The organism is Rugamonas sp. GW822-FHT03B10 (assembly GCF_058801745.1).
This window is the reverse complement of the sequence record NZ_JBXANP010000005.1, coordinates 106,726-131,133: the sequence shown is the minus strand read 5'-3', so window position 1 is coordinate 131,133 and position 24,408 is coordinate 106,726. Positions and strand designations below refer to the sequence as shown.

20 protein-coding genes are annotated in these 24,408 nt (G+C 68.5%); 8 read left to right on the top strand and 12 right to left on the bottom strand.

The genetic code is table 11. The features are described 5' to 3' along the window. Positions 1-18 precede the first annotated feature (18 nt). Positions 19-465 carry a DoxX family protein gene (locus tag AC1RQG_RS10475; RefSeq protein WP_493130977.1) on the top strand — a complete coding sequence of 149 codons (447 nt, stop codon included), beginning with the start codon at positions 19-21 and terminating at the stop codon, positions 463-465. Continuing rightward, a complete protein-coding gene (locus AC1RQG_RS10470) occupies positions 465-1,151 on the top strand; it encodes a YoaK family protein (RefSeq protein WP_493130975.1) in 687 nt (228 codons plus the stop codon). Before AC1RQG_RS10475 ends, AC1RQG_RS10470 begins: the two co-directional genes overlap by 1 nt. On the opposite strand, the gene AC1RQG_RS10465 is transcribed toward AC1RQG_RS10470, so the two are convergent. The 5 genes from AC1RQG_RS10465 to AC1RQG_RS10445 all read right to left on the bottom strand — a co-directional run bounded on the left by AC1RQG_RS10465 (position 1,141) and on the right by AC1RQG_RS10445 (position 5,577). Beyond that, entirely contained in the window at positions 1,141-1,797 is a 657-nt protein-coding gene (locus AC1RQG_RS10465) for a response regulator transcription factor (RefSeq protein WP_493130973.1), read from the bottom strand. The two genes, AC1RQG_RS10470 and AC1RQG_RS10465, sit on opposite strands and share 11 nt — an antisense overlap. Before the next feature lie 28 nt (positions 1,798-1,825). Beyond that, the gene (locus AC1RQG_RS10460) at positions 1,826-2,671 is read right to left on the bottom strand and encodes a sensor histidine kinase (protein WP_493130971.1); all 846 of its coding nucleotides are present in this window, start codon (positions 2,669-2,671) and stop codon (positions 1,826-1,828) included. Between the two features lie 207 nt (positions 2,672-2,878). Further along, entirely contained in the window at positions 2,879-3,226 is a 348-nt protein-coding gene (gene sorB, locus AC1RQG_RS10455; protein WP_493130969.1) for a SorB family sulfite dehydrogenase c-type cytochrome subunit, read from the bottom strand. Between the two features lie 10 nt (positions 3,227-3,236). Next, positions 3,237-4,487: a SorA family sulfite dehydrogenase catalytic subunit gene (sorA, locus tag AC1RQG_RS10450; RefSeq protein ID WP_493130967.1), complete on the bottom strand. Its 1,251-nt coding sequence runs from the start codon at positions 4,485-4,487 to the stop codon at positions 3,237-3,239. A gap of 187 nt (positions 4,488-4,674) precedes the next feature. Further along, on the bottom strand, positions 4,675-5,577 hold the full coding sequence (locus AC1RQG_RS10445; RefSeq protein ID WP_493130965.1) for a tetratricopeptide repeat protein: 903 nt from the start codon (positions 5,575-5,577) through the stop codon (positions 4,675-4,677). Between the two features lie 235 nt (positions 5,578-5,812). Here AC1RQG_RS10445 and AC1RQG_RS10440 point away from each other — a divergent pair, with 235 nt between their 5' ends. Continuing rightward, positions 5,813-8,062, top strand: coding sequence for a putative bifunctional diguanylate cyclase/phosphodiesterase (locus AC1RQG_RS10440; RefSeq protein WP_493130963.1), 2,250 nt, complete (start codon positions 5,813-5,815; stop codon positions 8,060-8,062). 60 nt (positions 8,063-8,122) lie between these two features. Here AC1RQG_RS10440 and AC1RQG_RS10435 read toward each other — a convergent pair whose 3' ends face one another. The 3 genes from AC1RQG_RS10435 to AC1RQG_RS10425 form a co-directional block, all read right to left on the bottom strand. After that, positions 8,123-9,574: a D-amino acid dehydrogenase gene (locus tag AC1RQG_RS10435; protein WP_493130961.1), complete on the bottom strand. Its 1,452-nt coding sequence runs from the start codon at positions 9,572-9,574 to the stop codon at positions 8,123-8,125. A 124-nt stretch (positions 9,575-9,698) separates the two neighbouring features. Continuing rightward, the gene (locus tag AC1RQG_RS10430; RefSeq protein WP_493130959.1) at positions 9,699-10,298 is read right to left on the bottom strand and encodes a 4'-phosphopantetheinyl transferase family protein; all 600 of its coding nucleotides are present in this window, start codon (positions 10,296-10,298) and stop codon (positions 9,699-9,701) included. Between the two features lie 27 nt (positions 10,299-10,325). Next, positions 10,326-14,360 carry a Pls/PosA family non-ribosomal peptide synthetase gene (locus AC1RQG_RS10425; RefSeq protein ID WP_493130958.1) on the bottom strand — a complete coding sequence of 1,345 codons (4,035 nt, stop codon included), beginning with the start codon at positions 14,358-14,360 and terminating at the stop codon, positions 10,326-10,328. 263 nt (positions 14,361-14,623) lie between these two features. Between AC1RQG_RS10425 and AC1RQG_RS10420 the strand changes: the two genes are divergently transcribed. Next, complete coding sequence (locus AC1RQG_RS10420) at positions 14,624-16,192, top strand: methyl-accepting chemotaxis protein (protein WP_493130956.1); 1,569 nt, start codon at positions 14,624-14,626, stop codon at positions 16,190-16,192. A 188-nt stretch (positions 16,193-16,380) separates the two neighbouring features. After that, positions 16,381-16,929 carry a cytochrome b gene (locus tag AC1RQG_RS10415; protein WP_493130954.1) on the top strand — a complete coding sequence of 183 codons (549 nt, stop codon included), beginning with the start codon at positions 16,381-16,383 and terminating at the stop codon, positions 16,927-16,929. 11 nt (positions 16,930-16,940) lie between these two features. On the opposite strand, the gene AC1RQG_RS10410 is transcribed toward AC1RQG_RS10415, so the two are convergent. Next, positions 16,941-17,540 carry a LysE family translocator gene (locus AC1RQG_RS10410; RefSeq protein ID WP_493130952.1) on the bottom strand — a complete coding sequence of 200 codons (600 nt, stop codon included), beginning with the start codon at positions 17,538-17,540 and terminating at the stop codon, positions 16,941-16,943. A gap of 276 nt (positions 17,541-17,816) precedes the next feature. Here AC1RQG_RS10410 and AC1RQG_RS10405 point away from each other — a divergent pair, with 276 nt between their 5' ends. Beyond that, positions 17,817-18,551, top strand: a complete 735-nt coding sequence (locus AC1RQG_RS10405; protein WP_493130950.1) for a hypothetical protein — start codon at positions 17,817-17,819, stop codon at positions 18,549-18,551. Positions 18,552-18,852: 301 nt separating this feature from the next. Here the strand turns inward: AC1RQG_RS10405 and AC1RQG_RS10400 are convergent, their stop codons facing one another. Beyond that, positions 18,853-19,791, bottom strand: a complete 939-nt coding sequence (locus AC1RQG_RS10400; RefSeq protein WP_493130948.1) for a LysR family transcriptional regulator — start codon at positions 19,789-19,791, stop codon at positions 18,853-18,855. Positions 19,792-19,853: 62 nt separating this feature from the next. On the opposite strand from AC1RQG_RS10400, the gene AC1RQG_RS10395 reads away from it, so the two are divergent. Both AC1RQG_RS10395 and AC1RQG_RS10390 read left to right on the top strand, forming a co-directional pair. Then, complete coding sequence (locus tag AC1RQG_RS10395; protein ID WP_493130946.1) at positions 19,854-20,753, top strand: NmrA family NAD(P)-binding protein; 900 nt, start codon at positions 19,854-19,856, stop codon at positions 20,751-20,753. 163 nt (positions 20,754-20,916) lie between these two features. Next, complete coding sequence (locus AC1RQG_RS10390; protein WP_493130944.1) at positions 20,917-21,669, top strand: PEP-CTERM sorting domain-containing protein; 753 nt, start codon at positions 20,917-20,919, stop codon at positions 21,667-21,669. 121 nt (positions 21,670-21,790) lie between these two features. Here AC1RQG_RS10390 and AC1RQG_RS10385 read toward each other — a convergent pair whose 3' ends face one another. After that, on the bottom strand, positions 21,791-22,993 hold the full coding sequence (locus AC1RQG_RS10385) for an acetate/propionate family kinase (RefSeq protein WP_493130942.1): 1,203 nt from the start codon (positions 22,991-22,993) through the stop codon (positions 21,791-21,793). Further along, positions 22,990-24,408: a bifunctional enoyl-CoA hydratase/phosphate acetyltransferase gene (locus AC1RQG_RS10380; RefSeq protein WP_493130940.1), complete on the bottom strand. Its 1,419-nt coding sequence runs from the start codon at positions 24,406-24,408 to the stop codon at positions 22,990-22,992. Before AC1RQG_RS10380 ends, AC1RQG_RS10385 begins: the two co-directional genes overlap by 4 nt.

Here is a 24,408-nt window from a genome sequence, read left to right as displayed (position 1 = left end):
GAGGGGAGGGACATCACCATGCAAACCACAACCACCACCACGGTGCCCGTACAGGGCTGGCGCGCGCTGGCCGGCGCGCCGCCACTGCGCTGGCTTTGCCTGTTGCTGCTGTGCGGCGCCTACCTGCAGGGAGGCTTGAACAAGCTGACCGACTTCCACGGCGCCATCGGTGAGATGCAGCACTTCGGGCTGGCGCCGGCCGCGCCGCTGGCGGCGCTGGTGATCGCCGGTGAACTGGGCGCCTCGGCGCTGGTGCTGAGCGGCTTTTACCGCTGGCTGGGCGCCACCTTCCTGGCCCTGTTCACGGTCATGGCCACGCTGGTGGCGAACCGCTTCTGGGAACTGGCGGGCATGGAGCGCTTCATGGCCGCCAACAGCTTCTTCGAGCACCTGGGGCTGGCCGGCGCCTTCCTGCTGGTGGCCTGGCACGATCTGCAGCCGCGCAAGCGTGCGGGTGGCGGTTGATGGACGGCGCCGCGACGGAGGCCACGCCGGCGGCGGGCCGCGACGGCCTGCGCGGCGTGGCGCTGGGCTACCTGGCCGGCTATGTCGACACGCTCGGCTTCATCGGCCTGTTCGGCCTGTTCACGGCCCACGTGACGGGTAATTTCGTGCTAATCGGCCGGGGCCTGGTGCGGCCGGCGCCCGACATCGCCATCAAGCTGCTGGTGTTCCCGGTGTTCATCGGCTTCGTCGCGCTGACGCGCATGCTGGTGCTGCGCTGGCAGGGCGACGGCGGGCCGGCCCGGGCCCTGCATCGCTGCCTGCTGCTGCAACTGGCTTTGCTGCTGGCCGGGGCGGGGCTGGGCTGGCTGGCCAGTCCCGTCGAGCGGCCCGACGCGCCGCTGACGCTGGCCACCGGCATGGCGTGCGCGGCGGCGATGGCGGTGCAGAACGCTTATGGGAAGCTGTTGCTGGGGCGCGAGGCCGCCACCACCGTCATGACGGGCAATGTGACGCAACTGGTGATCGAACTGGTGGACGCGGCGCGCGGCGACACGGCCGCGCGGGCGCGCGCCGCCGCCCTGTTGTGGCCCGCGCTGGCCTTCGCCGCGGGCGCCGTCTGCGGCGCCTGGGCCTTCGTGCTGGCCGGCTTCGGCGGTCTGCTCGCGCCCTGCGCGATCCTGCTGGCGCTGGCGCTCAGATACTGATGATGCCGCGCTTGAGCGCGATGGTGACCGCGTGGGTGCGGTCGTTGGCCATCAACTTGGCCAGCACGTTCTTCATGTGCGCCTTGACGGTCTCCTCGGAAATGGCCATCTGCGCCGCGATGCGCTTGTTGGAATGGCCGGTGGCGGCGTAGCGCAGCACCTCCGTCTCGCGCGGGCTGAGCGGCCCCTGGCCCATGTGCTGCGCCAGTTCCATCGCCACCTCGGGTGGAATGCGGCGGGCGCCGGCGTGGACGGCGCGGATGGTGTCGAGCAGTTCCTTGCGCAGGGTGCTCTTGAGCAGGAAGCCGGCCGCGCCGCCCTGCACGGCGCGCAGGATCTGGGCGTCGCCCTTGAAGGTGGTCAGCATGATGATGCGCGCCTGCGGGAACTCGCGACGGATCTCCAGCAGGGCCGAGACGCCGCATTGCTCGGGCATGGCGATGTCCATCACCGTCACGTCCGGCGGGCAGGCGCGGAACTGCTGCACCGCCTCCCGGCCGTTGCCGGCCTCGCCGGCCACCCGCATGTCCGGCTGGCTGGCGATGGCCTCGATCAGGCCGGTCCGCATCAACGGATGATCGTCCACCACCAGCACGCTGATGGGGCGGGGGGCGGGGCTGTCCCGCATGGCGTGGTTTGCGTTCAATGCGGCGTTCCGGTTCGGTGCAGGCGCCTCAATGGCGGCCCAACAGCTTCAGTATAGTGCGGTCCAGCCAGCGGCGCAGCGGGTGCTGGTCGGCGTCCGCGTAGGCCAGCGGCGCGGGCACGGTCAGCGCCACTTCGGTGCCCTGGCCGGGGCGGCTCCATATCTCCAGCTTGCCGCCCAGGCCGTGCGCGCGCTCGCGCATGCCGGTCAGGCCCCAGTGGCCATGGCGCCGGCCGCTGGCCACGGTCTGCTCGTCGATGCCCTGGCCATCATCGTGCACGCGCAGGCGAAAATCGTCGCAGCCGTAGACGATGGTCAGCGTGACCGTGCGCGCACGGGCGTGGCGGAAGGCATTCGAGAGCGCCTCGCGGGCGATGCAGTTCACCTCGTCGGTCAACAACGGCTGCATGCGCCGCTGCGGGCCCTCCACGGTGAACAGGAAGCGCACGCCATATTCGCCACCCATGGCGCAACCGGCGGCGTTGAGCGACTGCGTCAGGTCGCTGCCGATCTCCAGGCTCCCGCGCAAGTCCATCACCTGGTCGCGGCCGGCCGCCACCACCTGGTCGGCACTGTCGAGGATCTGCTCCATGGTCGCGCGCGCGGCGGCCGCCTCCGGCGGCAGCTGGTCGATGGCGGTCTGGAAGCGCAGCGTGAGGCTTTGCACGCCTTGCAGCAAGGTGTCGTGCAGGGCGCGGGCGATGCGTTCGCGCTCAAGCTGGCGCGCCTTGAGCTGGGCCTGGACGCGCTCGGTGATTTGCCGGATGCGCCACAAATAGGCCAGGTACAGCAGGCCGGCCACCATGATGGGGAACAGCAGGTGGAACCAGCCCATGTGCAGCCATGCCGACAGCGATGGGATGTCGGTGTTCATGTCCGTCCTTTGCTGGCGTAGTAGTCGCGTTAATGTTGGAATTTTCGATATTTTGCCTGACTTCGCGCGATGATGCGGCGCGCCGACCAAAAATGATGAGCGCCGCCTCCCCCAAAAGGGGAGGTGGCCGGACTCTTAGAAACGCGCAGCGGGACGGACTCCGGCAAAAAGGGGGGCATGCCCTTGTTGGTCCCCTTTTTGCGGCGCTTATTTCGCGGCGGTGGCCGGCACCGCGCCGCTGCGCTCGGCGCCGTAGGTCTTGACCAGATAGTCGACCATGGCCGGGATGTCGGCCTCCGGGAACGGCGCGCCGAACGGCTTCTTCATTTTCTTGACGGTCGCTTCCCAGTAGGCGCGCGTCATTTGCGGGGGCTGGGTCTGGATGTAATGGACCGAGTGGCACAGCATGCAGTTGCGCTGGGCCAGCGCGTAGCCGGGCAGGGTGCTGGGCTTGAACACGGCCGTTTCCGGGGGCAGGTCGATCTGCGCGGCGCGCGCGGCCGGCCCGGCCAGCACGGCCGCGCCCAGGATGGCGATCAGGGCTTCGATACGCATGGCGTTCTCCTTAAACGGCGACGACGCGCACGGTTTCAACCACATTGCGCATGTAGCCGGGCGCGTTCCACAGCGCCGTCATGGGCTGGCTCTGGCCGATGCGGTTGACGGCGCGTACCTTCAGTTCGTAGCTGCCCTTGCGCGGCGGGGTGAAGGCGATGCTCCAGCGCCGGAACGAGTAGCGTCCCAGGTCCGGCCCCAGCCGCGCGGCCTGCCAGTTGCGCCCGCCGTCGGCCGAAAACGCCACTTCCGCGATGCCGTAGCCGCCGTCGAACGCGATGCCGCGCACCTCGAGCGCGCGGCCGCGCTGGATGGGCGCGCCATCGGTCACGCTGGTGATGAACGAGCGCACGTTGAAGCGGCTGATCGGCACCGTTTTCGCGGGCGCCACGCCGGGCGCCGTGCAGGCGCAGGCGTTGTCGGGGATGCGGTAGGCGGGGTTCATCCAGAAGCCGTCGAACGGCCGGTCCAGCACCGTGATGTCGGACAGGTGCTTGACCCAGTAGGTGCCGTAATGGCCCGGCACCACCAGCCGCAACGGATAGCCGTTCAGCAACGGCAGGTCGGCGCCGTTCATCTGCCAGGCCAGCATCACTTCGCCGTCCATGGCCTGGTCCACGCTGAGCGCCTTGATGAAGTCGGGGCCGTCGCCGGTGGGCGGGGTATCGAGTCCGTTGAAGCTGACCTGCACCGAACCGGCCTTCACGCCGGCCTTCTCCAGCACCGTCCGGAGCGCGATGCCGGTCCAGCGCGCGTTGCCCATGGCGCCGTTGGCCAGCTGGCCGCCATTCACGCGCGGCGTGAACAGGCCGCGGCTGTTGCCCGAGCACTGGTTGACGGCCACCACTTCCACCGCGTCGCCCAGCTGGCGCAACTCGGTCAGCGACAGCGACAGCGGATGCTGGACATTGCCGCCCACGTTCAGCCGGTAGTCCTGCGGTTCAATCGAGGTGGGGATGCCGCTCCAGTGATAGCGCACGAAGAACGCGTCGTTGGGCGTGATGTCGCTCTCGTTGAACAGGGCGAACGGGGTTTCGAGCTGGGGCGGGCGGGCCGAAAGCAGGATCAGCGGCCGCTTTTGCGGATAGGCCACCAGTTCGCGCTCGCCGTTTTCGAACGGCAGCGTCACCGTGCCCGGCGCGGCGGCCCACGCCGTCAGGGCGTTGCCGCCCAGGGCGGCTGCGCCCAGGGTGCCGGCCTGTTTAAGGAAGGCGCGCCGCCGTGCCGTGGCCGCCGTGGGGGACTTGGGGATGGGTGCCATGCTGGTCTCCGTGATCGTTATGGGATCGGACAACAGTGCTGCACCGGCAAGTATCGCAAAAATGCCGGCCCGGCAGGTGATTTCCTGTGCCGGGCCGTTGAAAAGAAGGGGGGAGTGTTGCGTGGCGCGCGGATCGGTGGCGCGGGGTGGGGCTGGCGGCGCGCGGACGGCGCCGCCGGAACGGGGATCACCAGTCGTCGCCGCCGCCGCCGCTGTTGTCATCCCACGAGCCGCTGTCGCTCACGCCGAAGTCGGTGCCGCCCATGTCGTCGCCGGCCAGGTTGTTGCGCTGGGTGGGGTCGTCGTAGATGATGTCGTTGCGGGTGTCGCTGTGGCCGCGTTCGCGGTTGGCGTTGTCACCGTCCGTGAAGTGGCGCATCAGCGCTTCGCCGGCCACCACGCCGGCACCCACCGCCGCGCCCGTGGCCAGGCCGCCCATGATGCGCGAGCCCATGCCCGGACCTTGCTGCTGGCCCATGCCTTGCTGGCCCCAGCCCTGCGGCTGGCCATAGCCGGGGTTGTAGCCGGGGTTGTAGCCTTGGGGCGCGCCCGGCGCGTACGGCGCCATGCCGGCCGGGCCTTGCGCCGCCTGGCGGCGCGCCATGAAGCGGCTGGCCAGCACGATGAAGCCGACCAGACCGGCGCCGAGGATCAGCAGCATGCCCCAGGGCAGGCCGCTATTGGCGGGGCGCGGTGCCGACTGCTGCTGGCCATAGTTCGGATGCGTGATGGGGGCGGCGGCCGCACGCTGGGCCGGCGTGGGGGTGGACAGCACCAGGCGCAGCTTCTCCACCGTGCCCGGTTTGGCGAACGGCAGGCCGGGCGCCAGTTGCTCGGCCTTGCTCAGTTCAGCCTGGGCCTGGCTCATCTTGCCTTGTTTGGCCAGCAGTTCCGCTTCCACGAAGTGGGCCTTGCCGCTGTTGGGGTGGTCGCGCAGCACCTGGTCCATCATCGCTTGCGCTTCCGTGAATTTACCCGCTTCGGCGGCCAGATAGACCTCGTGCATGGTGGGATCGGCCGCGAACACGGGCGCGCTCAGCGCCAGCGCCGAAGCGATCAGGGTGGTGCGGACGAGTTTCAGTGCAGTCATGGTTAAAGCCTCCGTGAGAGATGGGCACCAGATAGGGGCGGCGGTGGATTTTACAAGAGTCGCCGCATGGCGTAATTTTTTCTCCACATTAACATTTGCATACGGCAATATTTGGGCCGCTTTGATATGGATCAAGTTTATTTTTGTTTAGAGTCCATACACTGTTCGGCATCCCCAGTTTACCCTCGTAGCCGTTAACATGACCACACCTTTGCTGCCATCGGATTTGTCCACGATGGCAGATGCCTCGCCCGGCCACGGCGCCCTGCAGCGCCGTCATGCCCAGGCCGATACCCCATGCGACCCTGATTTCAGCCCGCGTTCCCATCATTGCGACTGGCAGCAGTCGGCCGGCGCCTTGCCCGGCGGCGGCGCGACCGACGCGCCGGCCGGGCGGCCCGATTTCTGTTGGGCCGTGTTCGATGCCCTCGACGAGCGCATGGCCGTGCTCGACGGCAACGGCATGGTGGTGGCCGTCAACGCCGCCTGGCGCCTTGGCGCCGCGCCGGCGGCCGGCTGCGGCGCGGCCATCCAGGCCGCCGTGGGCAGCGACTTTCCCGGCCTGTGCCGCGCGGGCCTGGGCGACGGCGGGCACGGCGCCGGCCAGGCGCAGGCCGCCCATGACGGCGTGCTCGATGTGCTGGCGGGACGGCGCCCAAGCTACAGCGTCGAATACCGCAGCGCGCATCCGCGCCAGGACAGCTGGTGGCGCTTGCGCGCCGTGCCGGTGCGTCATGGCTGGCCCGGCGCCGTCATCACGCTCACCGACGTCACGGCCAGCCACCGCACCGAGGAAGCGCTGCGTGTGGCCGCCGTCGCGTTCGAGACCACGGAGGGCATGCTGGTGACGGACGCCAACGGCGTGATCCTGCGCGTCAACAAGGCCTTCACCGCCATCACCGGCTATGGCTCGGACGAGGTGGCGGGCAAGACCCCGGCCGTGCTCAGCTCGGGCCGCCACGGCCCCGATTTTTACAAGACCATGTGGCACTGCCTGCGCGTGCGCGGGCGCTGGGATGGCGAGATCTGGAACCGCCGCAAGAACGGCGAGGTGTATCCGGAACGGCTGACCGTGACGGCCGTGCGCAACGCCGACCAGCTGGCCACGCACTACGTGGCCTCGCTGAGCGACATCTCGCTCAGCAAGGCCGCCACCGACGAGATCAAGAACCTGGCGTTCTACGATCCGCTCACGCGCCTGCCCAACCGCCGCCTGCTGCTCGAACGCCTCAAGCAAGCGTTGCACGTGCTGTCGCGCAGCCACAGCATCAACGCGCTGATGTTCATCGACCTCGATAACTTCAAGACCCTCAACGACACGCTGGGCCACAACGTGGGCGACCTGCTGCTGCAGCAGGTGGCCGAGCGGCTGCAGGACTGCCTGCGCGAGTGCGACACGGTGGCGCGGCTGGGCGGCGACGAGTTCGTGGTGCTGATCGAAGGGCTGGACATCGACCCCATGGGCGCGGCCACCAAGGCCGAGATGGTGGCGCACAAGATCCTGACCAGCCTGAACCAGCCTTACCAGCTGGCCCACCACAACTGCCGCAGCACGCCCAGCATCGGCATCACCCTGTTCGCCGATCCCCGCCAGCAGCCCGACGAGGTGCTGGTGCAGGCCGACATCGCCATGTACCAGGCCAAGAAGGCGGGCCGCAACGCGATGCGTTTCTTCGACCAGCAGATGCAGGACAACATCACGGCCCGCGCCCACCTGGAGGAGCAGATGTGCCAGGCGCTGGAGGACGACCAGTTCCGGCTGTACTACCAGGTGCAGGTCGACCAGCAGGGCCGGGCGCTGGGCGCCGAGGCGTTGATCCGGTGGGAGCGGGTCGACGGCAGCTTCGTGTCGCCGGCCCAGTTCATTCCGCTGGCCGAGGAGACGGGGCTGATCCTGCCGATCGGCGACTGGGTGCTCGAAACGGCGTGCGCGCAACTGCACGCGTGGCAGCGCGACGCGGGCACGCGCGATCTGGCGTTGGCCATCAACGTGAGCGCGCGCCAGTTCCGCCAGCACCAGTTCGTCGAGCATGTGCGGAACGCGCTGGCGCGCTATCACCTGCCGCCCGGTCTGCTCAAGCTGGAGCTGACCGAGAGCATCCTGGTCGACAACATCGAGGAAACCATCGCCACCATGAAGGAGCTCAAGGCGCTGGGCATCAAGTTCTCGCTCGACGATTTCGGCACCGGCTATTCGTCGCTGCAGTACCTGAAGCGGCTGCCGCTGGACCAGCTCAAGATCGACCAGTCCTTCGTGCGCGACCTGGCCACCGATGGCAGCGACCAGGCCATCGTCAGCACCATCACGGGCATGGCGGCCAGCCTGCATCTGGACGTGATCGCCGAAGGGGTGGAGACGGAGCTGCAACGCCAGCGGCTGGAGGCGGCCGGCTGCCGGCATTACCAGGGATATCTGTACGGCCGGCCCTTGCCGCTGGAGGAGTTCGAGCAACTGGTGCGGCGCTGCGGCGTGGCGGCGGCCTGACGTTCGGGTCAACCAGGGCAAACCCGGACGCCAGCCGGGACCTGCCCCAATTCAAATGGCTTACGTTCCGAACTGTTGGGTGTCGAGGCGGGGCGCGCCCAGCGTCCGGACGATCTCCTCGGCCACCATGTCGGCCGTGGCGGCCGACAGCGTCCAGCCCAGGTGGCCGTGGCCCGTGTTGTAGAACACGCACGGCGCCTTGCCCCTGCCCACGCGCGGCATCAGGTCCGGCAGCATGGGCCGCAGGCCGGCCCACGGCGTCACGTCGCGCGTGCTCACGCCGGGGAAGCATTGCCGCACCCAGTCCACCAGCGGGCGGATGCGGTCGGCGCGGATGTCGCGGTTGTCGCCGTTGAATTCGGCCGTTCCCGCCACCCGCAGCCGCTGTTCGCCCAGCCGCGACGACACCAGCTTGGTGGCGTCGTCGAGCAGGCTGACGGTGGGCGCGGCGGCCTGGCTGGCCGCGTCGTCCAGCCGCACCGTGATCGAATAGCCCTTGACCGGATAGACGTTGACATGGTCGCCCACCATGGCCGCCAGCGCGCGGCTGGCGGTGCCGGCGCAGATCACCATGCCGTCGTAATCGCTGGTGCGGCCTTCGCCGTCCTGATGCACGGTGACGAGGGCGGTGGCGCCATCGGTCGCCACGGCGCGCACATCCTGCTCGTAGCGGAACTCCACGCCCAGCCGCGCCGCCGCCCGCGCCAGGCCGGTGGTGAACAGGTGGATATCGCCCGTGCTGTCGCTCTCGGTGAAGTAGCCGCCGTAGTAGCTGCCGGCCAGCGCCGGTTCGATGGCGCGCATCTCGTCCGGCGTGACGGCGCGCCGTTCCAGCCCGCCGCGCGCCAGCAATCGCGAGACGCCGGCCGCGTGCTCGAAGCCGGCCCGGTCGCGGTAGACATGCAGGATGCCTTCGCGCCGGTGGTCGAACGCGATGCCTTCCTCCTCGGCCCAGGCGAACAGGTGGCGGCGCGCGGCGATGGCCAGCTGCGCCAGGGCGATGGTGTTGCGCTCGTAGCGCGGCATGGCGGCGAGGAACTGGGCGAACCACGACAGCTTGTGCCAGCTGGGCCGTGGGTTGAGCAGCAAGGGCGCGTCGCCGCGCCGCATCCATTTCAGGGCCTTGGCGATGGTGCCCCAGTGGTTCCATACCTCGGCGTGGCAGGCCGACAACTGGCCGCCGTTGGCGTACGAGGTTTCCATGGCCGCGTAGCGGTGGCGTTCGAACACGGTGACCTGGTAGCCGCGCTTGGCCAGCGCGTAGGCCGTGGTGACGCCGGTGATGCCGCCGCCGATAACTGCGATAGTCGTCATGATGTGTGAGGTTGGCGCGCGCGGCGGTTGCAGCGGGTGCGATGCCTGTGGTGGTGCGCGCATACTGTACCCGAAGCCAGCCCCCGGCTCAATGGCTTTCTGGCCCGGCCAGCCCGGCCCGCGCGGAAAACGCCCGGTGGTGTCGCGGATTTCACCGTCCGGCCGCGTGTTGGTGGGGGATCGATTTATCCAGGACAAATTTGTGTTGCGATTCAACTACTTTATGTTGTGATCGGGGGCGGAGGTGCTAACCTTGTAACGGTTGGCACCAGATGCGTCGGCGCGGTAGGGCGCCGGCGCAGCCGACTTTTCTTCTCCGGCCCTACGTGCTCCCAGGCCACGCCAGCGTGCCCACCAGGCCGGACGGCAGCGCCAGCGGCGCCACGCGGCAGGCCAGCGCGGGTGGCCGCCCCCATTCCTCCAGTCCCAAGCCCATGCATTTGAGGCCCGCCTCGCGCGCCGTCCACGCCTGCGCCAGCGCGCGCGCGCGGGCGGCCGGGGCGCGCGCGGCCAGATCGCGCGCCACGTCCGGCCCCAGATAGTCGCGCGCCAGCGCGGCCCAATCGTCGATCTCCAGCGGCGCCATCACGTCGATGCCGACCGGCCCGGCGAGGCTGATGGCCACGTGCGTCCATCCCGTCTCGTGGCTGATCGAGCAGCAGGGCGTGGCCAGCGGGCCGCCGGCCGGCGCGGCATCGAGCGTGATGCGCTGCGGCTGGCCCGGTGTGGCGGGCAGGCCGATTTCGTCCGGGTCGATCGACAGCAGCGCGGCCAGCACCTCGCGGATCGCCTGCCGCGCCAGCTGGCGCGCCTGCGGGCGCGTGCGGCCGGCCGTCGCCAACGCGATCACGCAGCGCCCGTCATGCAGCACCGGCGTGGGGCCGGGCCACGGCTGCACGGGCGGCGCGGCGCCGTTGGTCATGCTTCCCCTCCGTCCGTCCGCCGCCCGTCAGCCGCGCGTCGGCGCGGCCGGGCAGCCGACCCAGCGGCTGCCGGCAGGGATGTGCTCACCCTTCATCACCAGCGTGAGCGGGCCGAGGTGGGCATCGTCGGCCACCTTGGCGCTGTACAGCACGGCGCTGCGCGGACCCAGGTAGACGCGGGCGCCGATGTCGACATGGTCGATCTTCATCACCCGGTCCTCGAACAGGTGGGTCTGCGGGCAGCACAGCGCATTGAGCTCGCTGTAGTCGCCGATGTGGACGCAGTCGAATTCCGTGATGTCGGTGGTGTCGAGGTAGACGCCGCGGCCGATGCGGCTGCCCAGCAGGTTGAACGCCAGCGGCAGCCACGGCGTGCCGCGCAGGTAGCGCATGAAGTTGGGCACGGCGATGCCCTCGTACATATTGGTCACGCCCTCGGACAGCCACACGAACGGGGTCCACATCGGTTCCGACTGTTTGCGGTAGCGGCCCAGCAGCAGCCACTTGAAGCCGACCACGAAGAAGTAGTTGCCGATGCCGTAGGCCAGGCCGGCCAGGGTCAGGTCCCACGTCACTTCGGCCCAGCGGCCGGCGCCGGCCACCGGCATCACCGACAGCACCAGCGTGTAGCCGACGGCGATCACCAGCGCGTGCGGGGCGACGATGCGGAACGCCTCGATCAGGCCGCGCCCCAGCCGGCGCAGCGGCGACGGGTGGAAGGTCAGCCATTCGGGATAGCCGCTGGTGGTCTCGCGCGCGGGCAGGTTGATGGGCGGGGAGCCGAGCCAGGTGTCGCCGCTCCGCATCTGGTCGTTGTCCGGCGCGCGCGAGTGCACGCCGATCAGCACGTGCTCGGGCAGCACGGTGCCGTCCGGGATGTAGGCGCCGTTGCCGACGAAGCTGCGGTGCGAGATGACGGTCGGCTGCATGGTCATCCAGCCGCCGTCGATCTCCTCGTCGCCCAGCATCACGGCGTCGGCGATGAAGGTCTCGTCGCCCAGCGTGAGCATGTCGGGCACCACGCCCAGCGCGGTGGAGATCTCGGCGTCGCGCCCGACCTTGGCGCCCAGCAGGCGGTACCAGAACGGCGCGTAGATGGTGGCGTAGATCCCGTGCAGCACGTTCAGGCTCGATTCCTGGATCTGGCTGACCAGCCACTTGGCGCAGTAGGTGTTGCCGTGGACGGCGAAGCGGCCCGGCGTGAGGCGCGGCAGCACGCTCCAGCGGATGCCGGCCGACAGCAGCGCCGTCAGCACGATCAGCACGGTGCTGGCGGGGAAGGCCAGCAGGAAGTAGCGCAGCAGATGGATGCGCACGTCGTCGCCCTGCACCCAGCGCAGCCAGCCGGCCTCGTCGAACCAGTCGATCAGCACGAAGCTGGGGAACACGGGCATGAAGAACAGCGTGACGATGAGCAGGATGCCGAACACGAAGAAGACGCCCTCGCCGAGCCGGCGCGCGTCGCTGACCGCGGGGCGCGGCGGCAGGCGGTTGGCGTCGTGCGGACCGGCGTCGCGCGCGGGCGAGCCGCTCCACACGCGCCCGGCCGGCACGGCCATGCCGTCGCCCAGCGCCGACTGGCCCTCCAGGTGGCCGGCCACGCCGACGTGGGTGTTGCCCTCCAGGACCGCGAACGAGCCGACGCAGGCGTCGTCGTCGAGGCGGATGCGGCCCAGCCGCAGCCGGCCCCGCTCCACCCGCGCGTTCTCCAGGTTGACGGCGTTGCCGATGCTGACGCCGTCGCCGATGGTCAGCAGGTCGGCCGCGCGCAGCGTGAACGAGCCGACGATGACGTCCCTGCCGATGCGCGCGCCGAGCGCGCGCAGCCACCACGCGTTGAGCGAGGAGCCGCTCAGCAGGTAGGCCGGCGCCGCCTCCACCAGCCGGTCGGCCAGCCACCAGCGGTAGTAGGTCAGGCCCCACAGCGGATAGTCGCCGGCCTTGAGGCGGCCCGCGATCAGCCACTTGCCGCCGATGGCGATGGCGAATTCCATCACCGTGGCCAGCAGGAACACGCCGACCGAGGCGGCGATGGCGCGCGCCACCGAGTCGCCCGGGTCGCCGGTGAAGAAGTGGTAGGTGAAGAACGGCGCCAGCCACTGCGCCATGCGCAACGCCACCAGGCCCGGCATGGCGGCCGCCTGGGCCAGGCCGCAGGTCCAGCGCTTGAGCGCGGACGGCGGCGTCCACGGCGCCTGGGCCGCCACGGCGGCCGGCGCGTCGGCCAGCACGGCGGCGATCCTGCCCACCTGGCGCTGCTGGTAGATGTCGCGCACGGTCACGTGGGCGAAGCGCGGGTCGGCGCGCAGGGCCGAGGCCAGGCGCGCGGCGAAGAACGAGTGGCCGCCAAGGTCGGTGAAGAAATCGGCCTGGCGCAGTATCGGCTGGCCGGGGAACAGCGTGGCCAGCGCCGTGAACAGGGCCGCCTCGGCCGGCGTTTCGGGCAGGTCGGAGTCGGCCGCCTCGCCGGCGGCCGGCGCGCTCAGGGGCGTGGCCTTGAGCGCCTTGCGGTCGATCTTGCCCGAGGTCAGGCGCGGCATGGCCGCCAGCAGTTCGTAGCGGCCCGGCACCATGTAGGGCGGCAGCACGGCGGCCAGCGCCTGGCGCAGCGCGCGCGCCTCCAGCGCGGCGCCGGCCTCGGGCACCAGGTAGGCCACCAACTGGTCGATGCCGTCGTCCTTGCGCAGCAGGACGGCGGCCGTGCCCACGCCCGGCTGCTGGGCCAGCAGCGCTTCGATCTCGCCCAGTTCGACGCGGAAGCCGCGGATCTTGACCTGGTCGTCGGCCCGGCCCAGGCACAGCACCTCGCCGTCGTCGGCTATGCGGGCCAGGTCGCCGGTGCGGTACAGGCGCGCGTCGTGCTCGCCGGCGCGCCACGGGTTGGCCAGGAATTTTTCGGCCGTCAGGTCGGGCCGGCCCAGGTAGCCCTCGGCCAGGCCGGGGCCGATGATGCACAACTCACCCGTCTCGCCGCGCGGCAGCAGGCGCAAGGGGGCGCCGGCCTGCGCCGCCTCCGCGTCCACCACCAGCAGGCCGTAGTTGGGCAGCGGGGTGCCGATGGTGACGGGGCGGTTCGGCGCCAGCGACGCCAGGCTGGCCGACACGGTCGCCTCGGTGGGGCCGTAGGTGTTGAACATCTGGCGCCCGGCGCGCGACCAGCGCGCGACCAGCGATTCCGGGCACATCTCGCCGCCCAGGTTGATGATGCGCAGCGTCGGCACTTCCTGGTTGAACAGGGCCAGCAGGGTGGGCACGGCGTGCAGCACGGTCACGCCGTTGTCGGCCAGCAGTTGGGGCAGGGCGTCCGGGTCGGCGCTCACTTCGCGCGGGCCGAGGAACAGCGTGGCGCCCACCAGGTAGGCGATCCAGATCTCCTCGAACGACATGTCGAACGCCACCGAGAAGCCCTGGTAGACGGTGTCGTCGGCGCGCACGCCGAGCACCGCGTTCTCGCTGCGCAGGAAGTGGCAGATGCTGCGCTGGCTGATCAGGATGCCCTTCGGCTTGCCGGTCGAACCCGAGGTGTAGATCACGTAGGCCGGCGCGTCGGGCGAGACGGCGCCGCGCCGGGTCAGCGTTTCGCCGGGCGCCGGCGCGGCCAGCATGGCCTCGGCCGTCCACACCGGGCGGCCCAGCTGGGCCAGGCGCGGCGCGAACGCGGCGCTGGTCAGCACGCCGGCCGCCTGGGCGTCGTCCAGGCACACCTGCAGGCGCTCGACGGGCGTGTCCTCGTCCACCGGCAGCCAGGCCGCGCCGGCCTTGGCGATGCCCGCTTGCATGACGAGCAGCTCGACGCCGCGCGCCAGCCACAAGCCCACGATCCGGCCCGGCCCCACGCCGGCCGCGATCAGCCGCGCCGCCACCAGCTCGGCCTGGGCGTCGAGCTCGCCGTAGCTGAGGCGGCGGCCACCGCACACCATGGCCGTGTGGGCCGGCGCGCGGGCCGCGCTCGCTTCGAGCAGGTCGGCCAGGATCTCCTCGCGTAGCAGCTCGTCCCGACGGGGACCGTACAGGATGTCGGGATGCAGTTGTGCGAGGGGCTGTGGGGTCAGATCGTTCATGCGGTGGTTTTCAGTGTCGAATTGCCCTGCACCGACAGACTGTGCGGAGGGGCTGTCATTGTACGGCAAGCATAGTCCGCACCATAGGGAAAGCGGGGCGCGGTGCGCGCTTTTCTTAATTTTTTTAATTACAACTTTTAAAGATGGATTGTGAATCTTTGATAAGGATCATATTTTTTTGTCTACGGCCTCATTAGACTGGCGCCTTTCAACCGCCCCCGGCCTTCCGCCGCTACCCCTTTCACCTCCTGGAACTGAACGAGATGCGCAACCGCCCCTACGTGACCGACATCGAATACATCTTGCAACCCCATGAGACGGTCGTCTCCAAGACCGATCTGCGGGGCAATATCACCTATGTCAACCAGGACTTCATCAACATCAGCGGTTATTCCGAACAGGAATTGATGGGAGCGCCGCAAAACATCGTGCGCCACCCGGACATGCCGGCCGCCGCGTTCGAGGATTTCTGGCGCACGCTCAAAAGCGGCAAGGCGTGGAGCGGGCTGGTGAAGAACCGCTGCAAGAACGGCGACTTCTACTGGGTGGACGTGAGCGCGGCGCCGCTGTTCGAGCGGGGCCAGGTGGTGGGCTACACGTCGATCCGCATCCGGCCCGAGCGCGCGGCCGTGGCGGCGGCCGACGCGGCCTACCGGGCGCTGGCGGCCAGCGACGGCAAACTGGCCGTGCGCGAAGGCGCCGTGGTCCAGCGCGCCCGCCATGGCGTGCGCGACCGGGTGGCCGGACTGTCGATCCGGCACGGCATGCTGGGCGCCGGCCTGCTGCTGGTGGCGCTGTTCGCGCTGACGGCGACCGGCAGCCCGGCCGTGGCCGACGCCAGCGCGGCGGCCGGCGCCACCCTGACCATGGTGGGCGGCTGGCTCACCTACCGGCGCGCCGTGGAACCGCTGGCGGGCATGCGGCGCGACCTGGAGCGCATGAGCACGGGCGACCTGAGCGGCCGGCTCGACGCGCACGGCGCGGCCGAGGTGAGCCAGGTGCGGCAATCGCTGCGGGTGCTGCAGGTCAACCTCAAGCTGCTGGTCGGACAGATCAAGGAGGTGACGGGGATCGTGAACCGCGGCGCGCACGCGATGGCGTCCGGCAACGCCGACCTGTCGCAGCGCACGGTGGCGCAGGCCAGTTCGCTGCAGCAGACGGCCGCCTCCATCGCCCAGCTCACCAGCGCCGTGCAGCACAACGCGGCCGAGGCCCAGCACGCGGCCCGGCTGGCGGAGGAAAGTTCGGGCATCGCGGCCCGTGGCGGGCAGGCGGTGGGGCAGGTGGTGCAGACCATGGGCTCGATCCGCGACAGCTCGCGCCGCATCGCCGACATCATCGGCGTGATCGACAGCATCGCGTTCCAGACCAACATTCTGGCCTTGAACGCGGCCGTGGAGGCGGCCCGGGCCGGCGAGCAGGGCCGCGGCTTCGCGGTGGTGGCATCGGAAGTGCGCAGCCTGGCGCAGCGCTCGGCCGGCGCGGCGCAGGAGATCGCCACCCTGATCGGCGACGCGGTGGCGCAGGTGGAGGCGGGCGCCGCGCTGGTCGACCAGGCCGGCAAGACCATGGGCGAGATCGTGGCGGCGGTGGACCAGGCCACCGGCATCATGGGCGAGATCAAGCGCGCCAGCGGCGAGCAGAGCGAAGGCATCGAACAGGTGCGCGGCGCCATCGCCGAGATGGACAGCGTGACGCGCCAGGACGCGGCGCTGGTCGAGCAGGCGGCCGAGTCGGCGGCCAGCATGCGCCAGCAGGCGCACAAGCTGGAGGAACTGGTGGCCAGTTTCACCCTGGTCTCGGCGGCGCCGCCGCGCGCGGGACGGGCGTGATCCGGGCGGCTTGAGGTGGATGGGCGCGGGCGGCGGATCGCGCTTGCGTGATCCGGCGGCCTGTTGCCAACAGGGAAAATGTGACATCATGCTCACTGTGGACGCGGTGTTGGCGCGTCCGCCTTGGGATGTCCATCGCGCCCGGCGCGTTGCGACTCTTATCTGATTTCAAGGAAAAGAGGTTTGCGATGAAAACTGTTCATGCCACCGTCCAGCAATACGATGCCCAGACGATACGCCTGCACTGGCTGACAGCGGGTCTCGTCATCGCGTTGTGGTGCCTGGGCGAAACAATCGACTGGTTCCCGCGCGGCACGGCGCGGGTGTTCGCACGCAGCGTGCACATCAGCCTGGGAGTGCTGCTCGGCCTGGTGGTGCTGGTGCGCATCCGGTGGCGCGTCACGCAAGGCAAAAAGTTGCCGGGCGTGGGCAGCGATGCGATGCAAATGCTGGCCAAAGTCGGTCACATCGTTCTGTACGCGTGCCTGCTGGCGGCCGTCGTGCTGGGCGTGGCCAACGTCTGGGTGCGCGGCGACACGCTGTTCAACCTGTTCAAGGTGCCGGCCTACGATCCCGGCAACAAGGCCCTGCGCTCCGCGTTCGAGGAATACCATGAGTTCGCCGCCAATCTGTTGCTGATCCTGGCCGGTCTGCATGCGGTGGCCGGCTTGGCGCACCAGTACCTGCTCAAGGATGGCGTGTTGGCGCGCATGATGCCGGGGTTGGGGCGCCGCTGAACGCGTGCGGGCTACAGCCAGATCGCGATGGCGGAATAAGCGGTCAGCAACATCATCACGGCGCAGAAGGTGATGCGCCATGCCGGCCGGGCGAGGCAGTGTCGCAGCAGCGCGCCCGCGCCGGCCCAGACCGAGATGCAAGGCAGGTTGACGACGCAGAACACCAGGCAGTACACCGCCACCGCCAGCCAGGTCGGCACGATATGCGGCAGGAAGGCCGAGCCGCCCGTGATCGCCATCACCCAGGCTTTCGGATTCAGGAACTGGAACGCCGCCGCGCCCATGAAGCTGAGCGGCTGTTGCGTCTGCTCCGCCTTGCGGTCGAAGCGCATATTGCGCATCTGCCACGCGAGGTGGAGCAGATAGACTGAACCCGCGACACGCAGCCCCGTCTGCGCCGACGGCGCCGCCATCACCAGCGCGCCGATGCCCGCCGCGCATATCCCCAGCAGCACGCCGAAGCCCACCGTGACCCCCAGCATGTGTGGAATGGAGCGACGGAAGCCGAACCAGATGCCCGACGAGGTGAGCATGATGTTGTTCGGCCCCGGCGTGATCGAGGAAACGAAGGCGAAGGTCGCCAGCGGTGCGAAAGTGATCAGTGCGTCCATGTAAGCTCCCGTTGATGAGCTGCCATACTAGAGCACAAGACCAGTACAGTACCTATACAGTTTATCAATCGCTTAGCATGACTGTGCTGGTCATTGGACCGTTACGGCATAGAACGGCCGCCGCCGGCCATCGTAGCGCGACACATGCTGCCCAGCATTTGTTGTTGCTGAGATTTGCATTGCAGGCAACTCTTGGTTAGAGTGCTTGCGGCGCTGTTACCGCCGATTCCAATTTCCATTACGAAAGAAGTTCGCATGGTCCGACGAGTGTTTCGCATGGGTGGCGTGCTCGCGTTGCTTGGTGCTGTGCTGGCCGGCGCCACATCCGCGCGCGCCGCGCCGGAGGAAATCAAAGTCTATACGGACGATATTGCCGAGTTGGGCGAACATGCGCTCGAATGGCAGACAACCTTCGCCCGAGCGCCCAAGCGGAATATCCCGCAAGGCACGACGGTCAATACGATGGGCGAATATGCCTATGGCTGGCGTGATGACATCGAACTCGGCGTTCAGTTGCCGCTTGCCCGCCGGGCTGGCGCGTGGCAAGTGACGGGGCTGTTCGCCGAAGCGCAATACATCGCGCCGCACGACGCCGACGCTGGCGCTTACTGGGGCGTGCGCGCGGAAGCCGGCTATGCGGCGCCTATCGACGAGGACAAGGCCTGGCACGCGCAACTGGTGGGCATATTCGGTTGGCGCAACGGGCCACTGAATCTGGCGCTCAATCCGGGCCTCGACATTCCCCTGACCGGCGATGACCGTGAGGTACGGTTTGAGCCTGCGGCCGGCTTGGCCTGGCATGTCGACCAACGTCACGCGCTCGGACTGGAATACTTTGTCGAGGCGGGGCCACTGAAAAAGCTGCTGCCAAGAAGCCAGCGCAGTGAGTTGCTGTTTTTGACGGCGGACATCAAAATCGATGAGGTCGGCTTGCATGTCGGGGTAGGTAGAGCCATGACGGATGGCTCGAGCCGTCGGGTCGTTAAGTTCATCGCCGAGTTTCCTCTGTGAGCCGTAATGCCAGTGTTCCCCACCGTGCACGCGCACGCCCGGGTGGTACGGTCGTATTCCTCCCTCCGGCATTCGTACTCGTTTCCCCTGTTAGAGTTGTCTGGTCTTGTCTCGTTCTGTCTATTTAGACAGGGAAATTCGGGCCGAGTCCAAACCAGACAAAACGAGACAAAACGAGACAGGCGAACGAGACACGTTGCCGGAGGGAGCCGCATGGCCTTACCCCACTCCCCATGCCCACAGTTTTCGGCAGGAAAAACGAAGGAAATGTGAGATAGGGGAGTTGCGACCTCAGCGGAATCTAGCCAACCGCATTGAACGACGCGACGACGTCGACCAGTTGCTGCCTGACCCAGACATGCGCCGGGTCGCGATGGAAGCGCTCGTGCCAGATCATGGCTGGTGACAAGGGCGCGACTTGCAGCGGCAAGTCCAGCAGCTTGAGCGGGAGCCTTTCCGCAAGCCGGCGCGCCAACCGGCTGGGCAGCGTGAGGATCATGTCGCTGTCGGCCACCAGCATCGCACCGGCCAGAAAGTGGGGAACGCGCAGCGCGACGTGGCGGGTCAGCCCTAATGCTGACAGGGCGGTGTCGACCGCGCTTTCACCCACGCCGGAAATCGTCACGGCCACGTGGCGCAAGGTCACATAGCGCTCCAGGCTCAGACCTCCCGCCACGCCGGGGTGATCGAATCGCACCGCGCACACCATGCTGTCCGTGTAGAGGCCGCGTTGATGGAGGCTGCCGGGCAGCGCCTGGAAAATGCCCAGTGCCAGATCCGCGCCGCCTTGCTCGATGAGCCGCACGTTGTCGCCAACTGGTTGCGCGATATGGAGACTTAGCGCGGGCGCATGGCGCTCCAGGCGGGCCATCAAGCCGGCAAGGACCACCACGCTCAAATGATCGTGCGCGGCGATGGCGATGCGCCCCGTCGCGGTGGCGGGATCGAAGACGGCGGGCGAGACGATGCTGCGGGCGTCTTCCAGCAAGCTGACCACCGGCCCGGCCAACATCTCCCCACGTGGCGTCAGTTCCAGCCCGAGTTTGCCGCGCACGACCAGACGGTCGCCCAGCATCGCGCGCAGTCGTCCCAGTGCGCGGCTGGCGGCCGGCTGGCTCAAACCCAGGCGCAGGCCCGCCTGGGTGACACTGCGCTCCCGGACGAGCGCGGCGAATAGTTTTAACAGGTTGAGGTCAACGGCCGCTAAATCCACTTGCTGCATTTTGATTATGTCTTTCATGGCATTGATGCATATAAGGCAATCATGCACGCTTCTGTTTCAACTTAACAGGAGATTTTTGTATGACTGCTACTTCTCAACGTCCTTACGTGGTGTTCGGTGCGACCGGCCGTACCGGGGCTGCGGCGGCCGATGCGCTGTTGCGCGCCGGGCAGCCGGTGCGCGTTGTCGTGCGCGACCCGGCCTCGGGCCGCGCGTGGGCCGAACGCGGCGCGCAGATCGCGGTGGCCGACCTGACCGAGCTGGCCGCGATGATCGGGGCGCTCCGGCATGCCCGGGGCGCCTACGTCATCTGCCCGCAGCACTACGACCGTGAAGATTTGTTCGAGCGGGCTGACCTGATTGCCGAGACCACGGCGCGCGCCGCGGTCGCGGCGGAGGTGCCCAAGCTGGTGGCCCTGTCCTCGGTGGGCGCCGACCGCGCCAGCGGAACGGGGTGGATAGGCATGAACCGCAGGTTCGAGCAGCGTCTGGTCGCGGCCGGTGTGCCCACCGTCTTCCTGCGCGCGGCCTATTTCATGGAGAACTGGACGCCGATGGTCGGACTGGCTATGCGCGACGGCGTCCTGCCAACGTTCCTGGCGCCGCCGCAGCGCCCGATGCCGATGGTGGCAACGGTGGATGTGGGGCGCACGGCGGCCGCCATGTTGCAGGAAGAAACGGCCGGCACGCGCGCAGTCACGCTCTCGGGACCGCAGGACTATGCCCCGGACGATGTCGCGGCGATCATTGCCGCCATGCGCGGAACACCGGTCAGCGTGGCAGTCGTGCCGGAAGTGGCGTGGCCCAAGGCGCTGGCCGATGCCCATTTCTCGGCAGCGGCGCTGGCCGGATTCACGGAAATGACGCGCGGCCTCAATAACGCGCATATCAATATCGACAGCGATGGCGACGCGGCCGTGCGGACAGGTGCGACGCCGCTGGAACGGGTCATCCTCGAACTGGCGCAGCGTCCGCGCTAAAAGCCCGGGATAGGTGGCCGGCTGCGGCATATGCCGGCCAGTTCATCTTCTTGTCGCAGTGATTATTTGATGATATTTATTGCAATATTGCATGTTATGCTTTGTTTGCGATCAACGCACCGATCGTTGGCCGACTTTCCAACATTCTTATCCCTCAAATATCATGAAAAAACAAATCAAAGTTCTGATGATCGGTGCAGGACTGTGTGCGGCCTCCATGGCCCAGGCAGAATCGCTCGACATCCCCGGCTTTAGCCTTGGTTACGATGCGTGGCTGCAGCCGGTAATCGTTTCGCAAGATCATGGCACTACCCAGATTCTGCTCACGGGCCTATGGGATGAGATGTTCCCCATTTCCACCACATCGGGGTCGCCGCCGAATGCAAATTACACGGACGCGCTTGTTGCTGGCACGGTCCGAAATGGATATCGGATCGAGTCGTTGACCCTGAGCGCCACGCTAGTCGGCACGATGGGTTATGCGCCGTTGCCTGACGGGTGCGCATCGGACCCTATCGATTACCTGTGCTCCGCGGGCCATGTGAACAACACGACCCTGTTGGGCTTGACCGCGACCCCGAACGGCGGCGCCCCGGTAGAGGCGTCTTTGACAAAGAGTAACGTGAACGGCACCGAATCGGCGGCGGTGAAGATGACGGAAAAACTGGTGGGTAATTTCAGCCTCGGCCTCAAAGCGTACTACAGCACGTTTGCCGAATCGGGGTATGTCTACTACCATATCCCGGGCCAGGATTGGGACAATTACCGGACTTTGGATACCTCCGCTTCGATTGGCTTCAGCGGGCCGTTGCTGCTGACCGTACAGGTCGCCGCAGTACCCGAACCGGGCACCTATGCGATGCTGCTCGCGGGACTGGGCCTGCTGGGCGCGGTGGCGCGCAAACGACGCCAATAGGGCACGGTTGAGTCCTTGCCGGAACAAAAAAGTTCGTCGCGCTGTCTGACGGCTTGCCGGCTGTTGCCGTAGGGGGGAGCGGCGCTCGCGCGCCCGCATCCGCCCGCCGTGCATGGACTTCTTATTGCGCCAACAACGCCGCCGCGTCGCCGGCCGCCACGCGGCCTTCGTCGGTGGGCACGACCCAGATTTCCACGCTGCTGTCGTCGGCGTGGATGGCCATGATCTGGCTGCCGTCGGCCGCCTGGTTGCGCGCGGTGTCGATGCGCACGCCCAGGTACAGCAACTGGTCGCACGCGGCCATGCGCAGCGCGGCGTCGTGCTCGCCGATGCCGCCCGTGAAGGCCAGCAGATCGAGCCCGCCCAGGCAGGCGCTCAACGCGCCGCATTCGCGCACCAGCCGGTGCGTGAACAGGTCGATGGCGATGCGGGCCTCGGGCCGGTCGCTGGCGCGCAGCGTGCGCATGTCGGCCGACAGGCCCGATACGCCCAACAGGCCCGATTGACGGTATAGCAGTTTTTCGATGCGGTCCGCATCCCAGCCCTGGCGCATCAGGTGCAGCAGCACGCCGGGGTCCAGGGCGCCGCAGCGGCTGCCCATCATCAGCCCGTCCAGCGCGGAGAAGCCCATGCTGGTGGCCACGCTCACGCCGCTGCGCATGGCGCACACGCTGGCGCCGTTGCCCAGGTGGGCCATCAGCACCTTGCGGCCGCTGCGGCCGCTGCGTTCGGCCAGCCGCGCAGCCAGGTAGCGGTACGACAGGCCGTGGAAGCCGTAGCGGCGGATGCCTTCGCCGTGCATGGCTTGCGGCAGGGCGAAGCGCTGCTCCAGCGGGTCCATCGTGGTGTGGAACGAGGTGTCGAAGCAGCCCACTTGCGGCAGCTCGGGGAAGGCGCGCATGAACAACTCCACGCCTTCCAGATTGTGCGGCTGGTGCAGCGGCGCCAGCGGTTCGAGCGTGCGCAGGTAGGCCATCGCGGCATCGTCCAGCACCACGGACCGGGCATAGCGCTCGCCGCCGTGGACGATGCGGTGCGCCACGGCCATCAGCCGGGCCGGGGCCGCGTAGCGCGCCAGCAGCGCACGCATGGCGTCGAGCGCGCGCTCGAAGCTGTCGCCGGGGCCGGGCGCCAACGTTTCGCTCAGCTTGACGCCGTCGTCCGTGCTGAACGCCACGCATGGCTCGCCGTCCGGCTCCAGGCCGGCGATGGTGCCCGTCAGCAGGGCCGCGCCGGTGGCGCCGGCGTGGCACGGGTAGAGCGCGAACTTGATCGAGGAGGAGCCGACATTGACGGCGACGATGGCGTGCTGTCCGTTGTTCATGGGCGTTCCTTGCGGTAGCGGTGGGCCAGCAGCAGCGCCAGCGCGGCCGAGGCCACGCGCGCGTCGGCCGCGTCGGCGCGGCTGGTGAGGGCGATCGGCAGCGCGGCGCCCAGCACCACGCCGCAGGTGGCGGCGCCGGCCAGGTATTCGAGCTGCTTGGCCAGCATGTTGCCCGCTTCGAGGTCGGGCGCGATCAGGATGTCGGCGTGGCCGGCCACAGGCGAGTCGATGCCCTTGATGCGGGCCGCCTGCGGCGAGATGGCGTTGTCGAAGGCGAGCGGGCCATCGAGCACGCCGCCCGTGATCTGGCGCCGTTCGGCCATCTTGCACAGGGCCGCCGCGTCCAGCGTGGAGGCGATCTTGGGCGTGACCGTTTCCACGGCCGACAGGATGGCGACCTTCGGTTCGGGCGTGCCCAGCGCGTGCGCCAGGTCGATGGCGTTCTGCACGATGTCGGCCTTCTCCATCAGCGTGGGCTGGATGTTGAGGGCGGCGTCGGAGATCAGCAGCACCTTGTCGTACATCGGCACTTCCAGCCGGAACACGTGCGAGAAGCGGCGTTTGGTGCGCAGCGAAGGCTGCGCCAGCACGGCCTGCATCATCTCGTCCGTGTGCAGGCTGCCTTTCATCAGCATCTCCACTTCTCCGGCGGCGGCCATGGCGGCCGCTTTCTCGGCCGCCGCGTGGCTGTGCGCCACATCGACGATCTCGATGCCGTCCAGCGATTCACGCGCTTCGTCGGCCACCGCGCGCAGGCGGGCGGCCGGAGCGATCAGCACGGGCACGATCAGCTTGCGGCGGGCCGCGTCCAGCGCGCCCTTGAGCGATTCGGCGTCGCACGGGTGGATCACGGCGCAGCGCACCGGCTCCAGCGAGGCCACGCTGGCCAGCAGCATGCCGAAGCGGTCGCTCGGGTCCACCAGCCGCAGCAGCGGCAACTGGGCGCGCGGGCGGCGCACCTTTTCCACGGGGGCGATCACGGTGGCCACGCCGGCCAGCACCAGCGCGCCGGTCTGGTTCTTCACTTCGCAGTTGAGGGTGACGTGGTGGTTGGCGTCTTCCTTGGTCAGCACGGTGGCCGTGATGCGCAGCGTGTCGCCGATGCGCACCGGCTTCAGGAAGCGCAGCGACTGCTCCAGGTAGATGGTGCCGGGGCCGGGCAGGGCGGTGCCCAGCAGCTTGGAGATCAGGGCCGCGCCCCACATGCCGTGCGCGATCACGCCGTGGAACAGGGTGGCGTCGGCGTAGTCGGTGTCGAGGTGGGCCGGGTTGACGTCGCCCGAGACGGCGGCGAAGGCGGCGATGTCGTCGGCCGTCAGGGTGCGCGTCTGGCGCGCGCTCTGGCCCACCTGCAGCTCGGCGTAGGTCACGTTCTCTATGATCTCGGGCAGGTCGTCGTGGATATGGTCGTTCAT